This is a genomic window from Blastococcus sp. TF02A-26, from assembly GCF_003319125.1.
Lineage (GTDB): Bacteria > Actinomycetota > Actinomycetes > Mycobacteriales > Geodermatophilaceae > Trujillonella.
The window spans coordinates 112,243-122,142 of the sequence record NZ_QOHG01000015.1 but is presented as its reverse complement, the minus strand read 5'-3'; the positions used below and the strand labels follow the sequence as shown (position 1 = coordinate 122,142).

Annotated in this window: 11 protein-coding genes and 1 pseudogene; 7 read left to right on the top strand and 5 right to left on the bottom strand. The window is 75.9% G+C overall.

What is annotated here, in order from left to right; genetic code table 11:
• Positions 1-132, top strand: a 132-nt coding sequence (locus DQ240_RS16955; protein ID WP_147262013.1) for an integrase core domain-containing protein, incomplete at its 5' end; no start/stop codon positions are given.
• On the opposite strand, the gene DQ240_RS23705 is transcribed toward DQ240_RS16955, so the two are convergent.
• Complete coding sequence (locus tag DQ240_RS23705; protein ID WP_199589360.1) at positions 129-626, bottom strand: hypothetical protein; 498 nt, start codon at positions 624-626, stop codon at positions 129-131. The genes DQ240_RS16955 and DQ240_RS23705 overlap by 4 nt on opposite strands.
• Positions 627-762: 136 nt before the next feature.
• Here DQ240_RS23705 and DQ240_RS23700 point away from each other — a divergent pair, with 136 nt between their 5' ends.
• The 5 genes and pseudogenes from DQ240_RS23700 to DQ240_RS16930 all read left to right on the top strand — a co-directional run.
• On the top strand, positions 763-1,494 hold the full coding sequence (locus DQ240_RS23700) for a nitroreductase family deazaflavin-dependent oxidoreductase (protein ID WP_199589359.1): 732 nt from the start codon (positions 763-765) through the stop codon (positions 1,492-1,494).
• 5 nt (positions 1,495-1,499) lie between these two features.
• Positions 1,500-2,036 carry a flavodoxin family protein gene (locus DQ240_RS16945; RefSeq protein ID WP_113840806.1) on the top strand — a complete coding sequence of 179 codons (537 nt, stop codon included), beginning with the start codon at positions 1,500-1,502 and terminating at the stop codon, positions 2,034-2,036.
• A gap of 5 nt (positions 2,037-2,041) precedes the next feature.
• Positions 2,042-2,869 carry a CPBP family intramembrane glutamic endopeptidase gene (locus DQ240_RS16940; RefSeq protein WP_147262012.1) on the top strand — a complete coding sequence of 276 codons (828 nt, stop codon included), beginning with the start codon at positions 2,042-2,044 and terminating at the stop codon, positions 2,867-2,869.
• 66 nt (positions 2,870-2,935) lie between these two features.
• Complete coding sequence (locus DQ240_RS16935) at positions 2,936-4,555, top strand: HNH endonuclease signature motif containing protein (RefSeq protein WP_113840788.1); 1,620 nt, start codon at positions 2,936-2,938, stop codon at positions 4,553-4,555.
• 179 nt (positions 4,556-4,734) lie between these two features.
• Positions 4,735-6,068, top strand: a pseudogene (locus tag DQ240_RS16930) (sugar porter family MFS transporter); the annotation flags it as partial.
• Positions 6,069-6,071: 3 nt separating this feature from the next.
• On the opposite strand, the gene DQ240_RS16925 reads toward DQ240_RS16930, so the two are convergent.
• From DQ240_RS16925 to DQ240_RS16915, 3 genes are all read right to left on the bottom strand, one after another.
• Positions 6,072-6,299, bottom strand: coding sequence for a hypothetical protein (locus tag DQ240_RS16925; RefSeq protein WP_113840787.1), 228 nt, complete (start codon positions 6,297-6,299; stop codon positions 6,072-6,074).
• A 90-nt stretch (positions 6,300-6,389) separates the two neighbouring features.
• A complete protein-coding gene (locus tag DQ240_RS16920; RefSeq protein WP_113840786.1) occupies positions 6,390-7,433 on the bottom strand; it encodes a lysophospholipid acyltransferase family protein in 1,044 nt (347 codons plus the stop codon).
• Between the two features lies 1 nt (position 7,434).
• The gene (locus DQ240_RS16915) at positions 7,435-8,277 is read right to left on the bottom strand and encodes a patatin-like phospholipase family protein (protein WP_113840785.1); all 843 of its coding nucleotides are present in this window, start codon (positions 8,275-8,277) and stop codon (positions 7,435-7,437) included.
• Between the two features lie 115 nt (positions 8,278-8,392).
• On the opposite strand from DQ240_RS16915, the gene DQ240_RS16910 reads away from it, so the two are divergent.
• Positions 8,393-9,199, top strand: coding sequence for an MOSC domain-containing protein (locus tag DQ240_RS16910; protein ID WP_158548758.1), 807 nt, complete (start codon positions 8,393-8,395; stop codon positions 9,197-9,199).
• On the opposite strand, the gene DQ240_RS16905 is transcribed toward DQ240_RS16910, so the two are convergent.
• Positions 9,196-9,762: a hypothetical protein gene (locus DQ240_RS16905; protein ID WP_147262010.1), complete on the bottom strand. Its 567-nt coding sequence runs from the start codon at positions 9,760-9,762 to the stop codon at positions 9,196-9,198. The two genes, DQ240_RS16910 and DQ240_RS16905, sit on opposite strands and share 4 nt — an antisense overlap.
• Between the last annotated feature and the right edge of the window lie 138 nt (positions 9,763-9,900).

Here is a 9,900-nt window from a genome sequence, read left to right as displayed (position 1 = left end):
CTCAGCGAATCAGCCCGCCGCAAAGCACTGCCGGGCTGGCTCCACGAGTACAACCATCACCGGCCCCACACCGCGACGGAGAACCGACCGCCCATCACTCGATTGACCAACCTGTCCGGGCAGTACAGCTAGCCCACGAGCGACTGCAGGGGGACGGCGGCCAGGAGCCGGGCCCACCACGGACGCCGGCGCGGCGGCGCGACGGAGACGGGTAGCCGGCGCCATCCCCGCCGGGCCGGGCGCACCGCCATGGACCCGCCCTTCATGCTCACCCAGCCACCCGGCCCCATCGAGACCGCGGCACGGGCCCCGCTCGGCCGGTCCGCCAGCCGGCGGGCGACGAGGACGGCACCGACCACGAGCTCCGCAGTGGTGATCACCCGCGTCGCGTCGACGACCGGCCACCAGCGCACCCGGCCGTCCCGGACCACGAAGGCGCCGAGCGGGCGGCCGCCGGACATGCTGGCGTCGAACCCGCGCCCGTCCGGGCCCACGCCGTCGGCACGGGTGGCGCGGTGGGTCCGCACCGCGGCGGCCGGGATGACGGTGACGCCGTCCCCCTGCACGGGACGGCTGAAGGCCAGCACCTCGCGCAGCCGCTCGTCGGCGGCACCGGTCTGCGTCATGGGTCCTCCCGGGTCGGGTCGGGGTCGCTCGTCCCACGCTGGCAGGCGGGCGCCGCCACGGAACGGGGCCGGAGGTCCCGATCGGCGGGCCGTCCGGCCGCAGCCCCGGCCGGCCGCTCCGCACTGGGATCGCGACATGTCCCCCACCCGCACCACGGGCCGACCCGCCGACGCCACCGACGTCGAGGAGCGCCGCGTCGTGGCGGCCGACGTGCTGCGCTCCCTCCTCCCGGGCAGCGGCGTCCGTCGTGCCGGCCACCGGTTCCTGATGCCCCTCGGCGACCCGGGTCCGGCCCGCTACCGCCCACCGCCCCGGCTCTACGCCCGCCTGCAGTGGCTGGGGCACGCCCTGACCGCGCTCGCCCTCAGCCCCGGCTACGTGGTCACCCTCGAGGTGCCGGGACGCCGCACCGGGAGGCCCCGGCGGACCACCCTCGTGCTCGCGCGGCACCGAGGGCACGGGTACCTCGTCTCGCTCACCGGGGAGTCCGACTGGGTCCGCAACGTGCGTGCCGCGGGCGGGCGGGTGGTGCTGCGCCGCGGACGGCACCGCGTGGGGGTGACGCTCGCCGAGGTGCCGCCGGCGGAGCGACCTCCCGTGATCCGGGCCTACGTGCTCCGCGCCGGGCGCTCCGCCGACTCGGCGGCGGTCGCCCGTGAGGCCCGGGGCTTCTTCGGCGTCGGCCGGGACCTCGCGCTCCCGGAGATCGCCCGGGTGGCCGACCGGTTCCCGGTCTTCCGCGTGGTGAACGGCATCCCGATCCCGTCCGGGACCTGTGCCCCGTGCGTCCGGGCCCTTCGTCGGTCCCGTCGCGGTGTACGCCCCCCTAGCGTCGGTCCGGACACGGACCCCGAGCCGAGGTGGTGAGCAGCATGACCCGAGCCCTGGTCGTGTACGAGTCGGTGTTCGGCAACGGCCGGACCATCGCGCACGCGATCGCGGACGGCCTGTCCGGCGCCCTGCCGGTGGACGTCGTCGCGGCCGACGGTGCTCCGGCCGAGCTGGGGCCCGACGTGGGCCTGCTCGTCGTGGGCGGGCCCAACCACGGGTTCTCGATGCCCCGGCCCGCGACCCGGCAGGGGGCCGTGGACCAGCACGGGGCGCACGTCGCGGACACCGACCGCGGCCTGCACGAGTGGCTGGACGCCGTCCGCGTCCCCCGAGCCGGGATCCGTGCGGCCGCGTACGACACCCGCAGCGACCACCCGAAGCTGCTGGTGCGGATGGACCACGCGGCACGGACGGAGGAGAAGCTGCTCCGCGGGCTCGGCCTGACGATCCTCGCGCCGGCCGAGCACTTCTCGGTCACCGACGTCGAGGGGCCGCTCGCCGACGGCGAGGAGGACCGGGCCCGGGAGTGGGGCGCCACGCTGGCCCGGGCGCTGGCCACCGCGCCGGTCCACCACTGACCCGCGTGGGCGCGGCGGAGGCCGGCACGTCTCCCGCCCTGTCCGGCCTCCGCGCCCTGGTCCGCGACCGGCAGCTCACCGCCTACCTCCTGCTCGCCGTGGCGCTGTCGTGGGCGTGGTGGGTGCCGGTGGCGGTGACCGGCGGGACCGTGAGCCACGTCCCCGGCCTGCTGGGGCCGATGCTGGCGGCCGTGGCCGTCACGGCGGCGACCGGCGGCCGAGCGGGCCTGCGCCGGCTCCGCGGCCGGCTCGGCGCGCCCCGCTGGTGGCTGGTGGCGCTGCTGCCGCTGCCCGTCGCCGCGACCGTGGCCGCCGTCGCGCACGTCACCGGGGACGGCCCCGCGCCCGGCGACTTCGCGGTGATGCCCGGCATCCCGGCGTGGTCGTGGCCGGCGGTGCTCCTCGTCCTGCTCGTCGTGAACGGGCTGGGCGAGGAGGTGGGCTGGCGCGGCCTGGCGTGGACCCGGCTGCGCCGGCGGCTGGGGCTGCGCGACGCGGCGCTGGTGCTCACCGTCCCCTGGGCGCTGTGGCACCTGCCGCTGTTCTGGATCGACAGCGGTCTGGCCGACCTCTCCCCGCTCGTGCTGCCCGGTTGGCTGCTCGGCCTGGCGTGCGGGTCGGTCGTCCTGGGCTGGCTGTACGAGCGCAGCGGCAGCGTCGGGGTGGTCGCGCTCGCGCACACCGCGGTGAACGTGGCCAGCGGCACCCGCGGCGGGGAGGGTCTGGTCGCGGCGGTCGTCTCCGCCGGGGTGATCGCCGCGGCGATGGCCGTCCTGGCCGCCGACCGGCGTGCGGCGGCACGGCGGGTGCGCGACGCCGTCGTCCGGGCCTGAGTCGAGAGCGGCGTCGTCGCTGCTCAGGGGCCATTTCCTGTCGTACCTCCGGCCTAGCGTGAGGGCATGGCGACGGGGCAGCGGTATGCGGTCGGGGTGACCCTCGTGCCGCTGTCCTCGCCCCGGCAGTCCGCGGAGCCGGAGCCGTGGCGCGAGCCGGAGCCGTTGCCGGAGCTGCTGCCCCGCGAGCGGAGCGCGGCGGAGAACGCGCGGCTGCTGCAGCAGATCACCGCGGCCGAGGCGATCCTGGCCGGGCTGCGCGTGCAGGCGGTCGCGCAGCTCGCCGCCGCCCGCCCCGATACGTCCGACCGCCGGTTCGGCCGGGACGCCGACCAGACACCCGGCCCGGATCGGCCGGCCGGGGTCAGCGAGTTCCTCGCCGACGAGCTCGCCCTGGTGCTCAACGCCTCCCGGGCTGCTGCCACCTCGCTGATCGACCAGTGCACGGCGCTGACCGAGAAGCTGCCCGCCACCCTGGCCGCCCTCGACGCCGGCCGGCTGGACTGGCCCCGCGCACGCGCGATCGCCGGCGAGCTGGGCTGGAAGGCGCGCGACGTCGCTCCGTCGGTGGTCGCGGCGGTCGAGGCCGCGGTCCTCCCCTCCGCTCCGGAGCTGTCCATCACCCGGCTCAAGGCGGCGGTCCGGAGGGAGCTCGCCGCGCGCGATGCGGCCGCCTCCGACCAGCGCCGCGCGGACGCCGAGCGGAGCTGCGACGTCACCGTCCGGCCGGTCGGTGACGGGATCAGCGAGCTGGTCACGCGGATGCCGCACGAGCTGGCCGCGGCGTGCAAGCGGCGGGTGGACGAGGAGGCGACGGCCGCCGCCACCACGGACGGCGAGGTCCGCCCGCTCGGGGTCCTGCGGGCCGGGGTGGTCGCCGACTCGATCCTGCAGCCCTGGGATCCCGACCGGCCGTCGGTCACCGCCGACCTCACCGTCGACGTCCCCCTCGCCGCCCTCACCGCCGACCGGTTCCTCGCCGAGGGGAGCCCGCTGCCGGCCGTGTTCGCCCCGCCCGGCGCGACCGCCGCGCCCACCGCCTCCGTCGACGGGGAGCCGATCACGACGGCGCACGTGCGTCGCCTGCTGGCCGACCTCGACGCCATCGGCCTGCGCCCCCCGGCCGGCGGGAGCCTGCGCTTCGCGTTCACCGACGACGACGGCGCGCTGCTCGCCGTCGCTGCCGACACCGAACTGCGCGCGGTGGCGCGGCGCGGCTGCCCCGACCACCCGGACGGGATCTGCGGATGCGCGGTGCTCGGTGTCCCGGCCGCGGTCGACCGCTACCGGCCCAGCGCGCCACAGGTCCGCTACCTGCGCACTCGGGACCGGACCTGCCGCCATCCGGGGTGCGCCCGCCGGGCAGCCCGGGCCGACTGCGACCACGTCGTCCCGCACGCCCGGGGCGGCCCGACCAGCTGCGAGAACCTCTGCTGCCTGTGCCGGCGCCACCACCGGCTCAAGACCCACGCCCCCCGCTTTCGCCACGTCATGGCCGCCGACGGAACGCTCACCGTCACCACGCCCAGCGGCGTCACCCGGACCAGCCGGACCGACCGGAAGCGACGCGCCGCCGCCGACCGGGCCCGCGCCCCGGGCACCGGCCCGCCCGGGCTGCCACTCACCACCTTCCGGGTGCTCCCCGCCCGACCACCCGCCCCCGAGGACGACCCCCCACCGTTCTGACGGCCAGCAGGCGGTCGGTGGCCTCCGGTCATACGGTGGCGAGCGCCGCGCACCGAAACTGAACGGGGAAGATCCTCATGGCCGCTACCGAGGGCCGACCTGCGACTGCACCCCGTACCGATGGACAGCCCGACGACGGCGGAGGCCTCACCTCCGCCGTGGTGGTCGTGGCGCTCGTGTCGGCGATCTCGGGGCTGCTCTACGGCTACGACACCGGGATCATCTCCGGCGCGCTGCTCCAGATCAGCGACGAGTTCGACATCGGCAGCGGCTGGGAGCAGGTGATCGCCGCGTCCATCCTGGCCGGCGCGGTCGTCGGCGCCCTGGTGTGCAGCCGGCTCAGCGAGAAGCTCGGGCGGCACAAGACCCTGCTGATCGTCGCCGCGGCCTTCGTCGTCGGCTCGCTGGGGGCGTCCCTGGCACCGAACCCCGAGCTGTTGTCGGCGGCCCGCATCGTGCTCGGCTTCGCCGTCGGCGGCGCGACCCAGACCGCTCCGGTGTACGTGGCCGGCTCGCCCCGAGCCGGTACCGCGGACGCCTGGTGCTCTTCTTCCAGATCGCGATCGGCGTCGGCATCCTCGTCGCCACGATCGTCGGCGCGACCGAGAGCGTCGACTGGCGGGTGGCCATCGGCGCGGCCGTCGTGCCCAGCGCCCTCATGTTCGGACTGATGCTGCGGCTCCCCGACAGCCCGCGTTGGCTGGTCAAGGCCGGCCAGGACGACCGGGCACGGACGGCGCTCGAGCGCGTGCGCCCCTCGGGTACCGACGTGTCCGGCGAGCTGCGCGACATCGAGGACCTGGTCGAGGCCGAGCAGACGGCGAGCACCCGCGGCTGGCGGGGCCTCCGGGCCCCCTGGGTGCGACCGGCGCTCGTCGTCGGGTGCGGGCTGGCCATCTTCACCCAGCTGTCCGGCATCGAGATGATCGTCTACTACTCGCCGACGATCCTGACCGACAACGGCTTCTCCGACTCCGCGGCGCTGCGGGTCTCCGTCGCCCTGGGCGCGACCTACCTGGTCACCCAGCTGATCGGACTGGCGATCATCGACCGCGTCGGCCGCCGCCGGCTGACCCTGATCACCCTGCCCGGAGCCGCACTCGCCCTGATCGTGCTCGGCACCTTCTTCGTCACCGGGAACGACGGCGAGGCCCAGGTGCCCTACATCATCGCGACGCTCATCGCGTTCATGGCCTTCACCGCGGGCGGCATCCAGCTCATGGGGTGGCTCACCGGCTCGGAGATCTACCCGCTGGCCACCCGTGAGGCCGGCGCCGCCGCGCAGTCGGCCTCGCTGTGGGGCACCAACCTGCTCATCACGCTCACCCTGCTGAGCATCATCGACACGATCGGCACCGGGCAGACCTTCTGGCTGTACGCCGCCTTCAACATCGCCGGCTTCGTCTTCCTCTACCGGCGGATGCCCGAGCTGACCGGCCGCAGCCTGGAGCAGATCGAGAAGCGCCTGTCCGACGGCCGCTTCCGGCCCGCCGACTTCGCCGGGAGCCGCTGACCCCTAGGCCCTCGGCCGGCGCGGCGACGGTCGACCCTCGACACACGCCCCCCACCGGTACCAGACGTGCCCGGACGCGCCCTCGACCTCGACGGGCTCGCTCACCTCGAGGGTGGACCAGTCGGGCAGTTCCCCGTGCCCGGCGGCCTGCTCGCGCAGGTTGCTGCGGAGCGCGGCGTCGGCCCGGCTCTCGTCGAGCCGGAGCAGCGCGACCCTGGCCGTGTACTGCACCCCGCCAGGATGACGATCTCCCGCTGCCCGGCCCATCACCTACACGAGGGAGTCTCGGAACCTGATCGGCGGAGGGCCCCTCACCGTGGGTCACCGCAGGTCGGGCTCCCGGACGGCCGAGGTGGCGGTGATCCAGTCGTCGATCGTCTCCCACCACCGGTAGAGCCAGTCGGTCAGCTCAGCCTCGCCGCGCGGCACCTCCGCAGCCGGCACGAACCACCAGCGCAGGTGCAGGGTCTTGTCCAGCGGCAGGCCGCGCCACAGGTCCCGCACCGTGCTCAGATGCTCCAGACCGGTGTGCGCGACGAAGACGACGTCGGCGTGCGGTGCCGCACCGAGCGCCGCGGTCACCCCCGCGGGCCGGGGCGGCAGCAGGTTGCGCATCGCCTCGGCCCGGCGCACCGCCGCCAGCAGGCCCCGGGTCCGGAGCCGCTCGACCGCGCGCACCTTCCGACGGGGGGTGAAGTTGGCCCCCTCGGGGAAGATCAGCAGCGCGTCCTCCTCGCCGAGGTCGCGGGCCAGGTCGGCGATCGCCGCCTCGGGACCGGGAGCCCCGGCCGGCGGGTCGCTCGCGACGAAGTGGTTGGGCAGCCGGTTCAGGTAGACGTCGAGCACCGGGTCCAGCTGCAGCACGTCCTTGAGCACGATCCGCGGCCGGCGCAGGTGGTCGCGGTCCATGAGCGTGTGCACGAGCAGGAACGAGTCCCCGGGGCCGGCGTGCCGGGAGAGCACCACCATCGCGTTCGTCGAGCCGGGCACGCCGTCGTCCAGCGGTGACCAGGACTCGCCGTCGGTCACCAACCGCAGCGAGAACAACCGCCGCGCCACCCGCATCAGGCCGTCGAGCAGCAACCGCAGCACCGTGTAGTGGCGCGCCCGGGACGCCGGAGTGTCCAGCCGGCGGCCGAAGCCGCCGAGCACCCACAGCAGGCCTGCCGCCACCAGGCCGGCCACCTCCATCGCCAGGTAGGTGAGGGCCAGGCCGAGCAGCCGCAATGCGCGCCAGCGCCCCGGCAGGAACACCGACGCGACGGCGGCCGCCGGCACGAGGACGGGCAGCAGCAGGACGCCCACCACCAGGGCGGCGACCAGCAGCGGACCGGTGACCCGGCGCACGCGACGGGGCGGCAGCACCTCAGGCGCTCCGGTCCAGGTACCCGCGCGCGGCGGCGTGCGCCTCGTCGATGCGGGCCGACACCGCGGAGAAGTCGCGGTAGCGGAGGTTGGCGGTGCCCGACGGCCGGCCGCCCGCGGGCAGGACGTGCACCGTCACCCCGTCGGGCAGCGCGGCCAGGTCGGCGGCGAAGCGGTGGCGCCGGGCGATCTCGAAGGCCACGGTCCCGACCTCCCAGGGCCGGGTCGGAGGGCGCAGCGGACGATCGATCCGGCCGACGTGCAGCACGTAGACGGTGCCCGCCCCGAGCGCGACCGCGCGGCCGACCGGGATGCTGTGCACCAGACCGCCGTCCAGGTAGTGCTCGCCGCCCAGCTCCACCGGGGGCAGCAGCCCCGGGACCGCGCACGAGGCCAGCACGGCGTCGACCAGGACGCCGTCGGTGAACCAGTGCTCGGCCGCCCGCTCGATGCTGGCCGCGACGCACTGGAACGGCACGGTCAGGTCGTCGAACGTCCGCGGCAGCTGCGCCGCCAGGAGGGCCCGGAGCGGCTCACCCGGATGCAGGTGCGTGCGGGTCCGCAGGAGGGTGCCCATCCGGCCGAGCGCCGATCCGGCGAACACCCGCTGCGAGGCGAGCTCCTCCCAGAGGGCGCGCAGCCGGCCGACCGCGCCCGCCGTCGGGTCCGCGGCGACGAACGCCCCGTTGACGGCGCCCACGGAGGCGCCCACCACGAGGTCCGGGCGGATGCCGCGCTCGACCAGCGCCTGCAGCATCCCGACCTCGGCCGCGCCGAGGACTCCCCCGCCCCCGAGGACGAAGGCCGTACCGCGCCGCTGGTCCGGGTCCCGCGGCGACGACATGCCCGGATCGTGTCATCCCCCCGCGGAGCGCGAGCAGAGCGACGCGGCAGGGCGACGCACGCCGGTGGCGACCGCTGCCTACTGTCGACCCGACGCCCGATCCGTTTGGAGCCCCATGCCCGCCGTCTCCCACCTGTCGACCACGCCCGTCAAGGGCACCGCCCTGCACTCCCCCGACCGCCTCGCGCTCACCACCGACGGCGTGGCGGACAACCGGCGGTTCCACCTGGTCGACGGCCGGCACCGCCTGTTCAACGGCAAGCACCACGGGCCGCTGGTCCGGATCTCCGCGGAGTACGAGGGCGGGCAGCTCACGCTGCGGATCCCCGGCCGGGACCCGGTCACCGGGCCGGCGACCGAGAAGGGCGAGGCGGTCGTGACCGACTTCTACGGTCGCCCGGTGCCCGGCCACCTCGTCGCGGGTCCGTGGTCGGCGGCGCTGAGCGAGTTCGTCGGCGAACCGGTACACCTGGTCGCGACCGACGTCCCCGGCGCCGCGGTCGACGTGCACCCGGTGACCCTCGTGTCCGCGGCGACCGTCGAGCACCTGCGCAGCGTCACCCCCGGCGGCGAGGCGCTGGACTCCCGGCGGTTCCGGATGCTGGTCGAGGTGGATGGCGTCGGCGCCCACGAGGAGGACTCCTGGGTGGGCCGGCGGGTCCGCCTCGGCGGCGCCACGATCCGGGTCGTGGGCCCGGTCCCCCGCTGCGTCGTCACCAACGAGAACCCGGAGACCGGCGAGGTCGACTTCAACACCCTGAAGGCGATCGTCCGCTACCGCGGGGAGCTGGCGACCCAGCTCAGCACGCCGGTCGCCCACCTCCCCGACGCCGGCAAGGTCGTCTTCGGCCTCTACGCGACGGTCGAGGAGCCCGGGGAGATCGGCCTCGGCGACGACGTCGAGGTCCTCGACCGGACCTAGAGCCCCAGGACGCTCCGCGCCTGCTCGACGGCCGGCTCCGCGCCCCGGCGCAGGTGCTCCAGCCCGACACGTGCCTGGACGTGGTCCAGCCGGTGGTCGGTGTCCCGGGCCCGGCAGCCGTCGGCCCGGTCCCCGCGGGTGAGCCACCGGGCCGCGAGCAGCGGGCGGCGTCGGGCGGTCAGGGCGCCCTCGTCGTGCGTGCCGGCACCGTACAGGTGCTCGGCGGCCGCGGCCTCCAGCACGTAGCTGCCCAGGTGGGCCAGTCGCCGGAACGCCGCGGAGTCGCAGGCCGGGGCAGCGAGGTCGGGATCGGCGCCGCCCAGCAGCGCGTCGACGTCGGCCCCGAGGGGCGGGTGCACCAGGGTGGCCGCCGTCTCCAGCGCCGCCTGCCAGCCGCCGGCCAGCCAGGATGCCGCCACGGCGGCCTCCACCAGATCGGCCTGCCGGTGCGCACTCGGCTGCCAGTCCAGCAGGGCGACCAGACCCCGCAGCCGCGACGACGTCCCCCAGGGACCGGTCGGACACCAGGTGCTCCTGGGCGCGACCTGCACAGCACCGCCCACCGCGCAGCTCGTCGAGCACGCGGTGGTGGGCGGTCACGGAGTCCAGCAGCGAGTCACCCAGCCACTCCAGCCGCTCGAAGCGGTGCCCGCGCGGGTCGAGCAGCGCGGCGGCGTCCTCGGGCCACAGCCGGGTGCGCA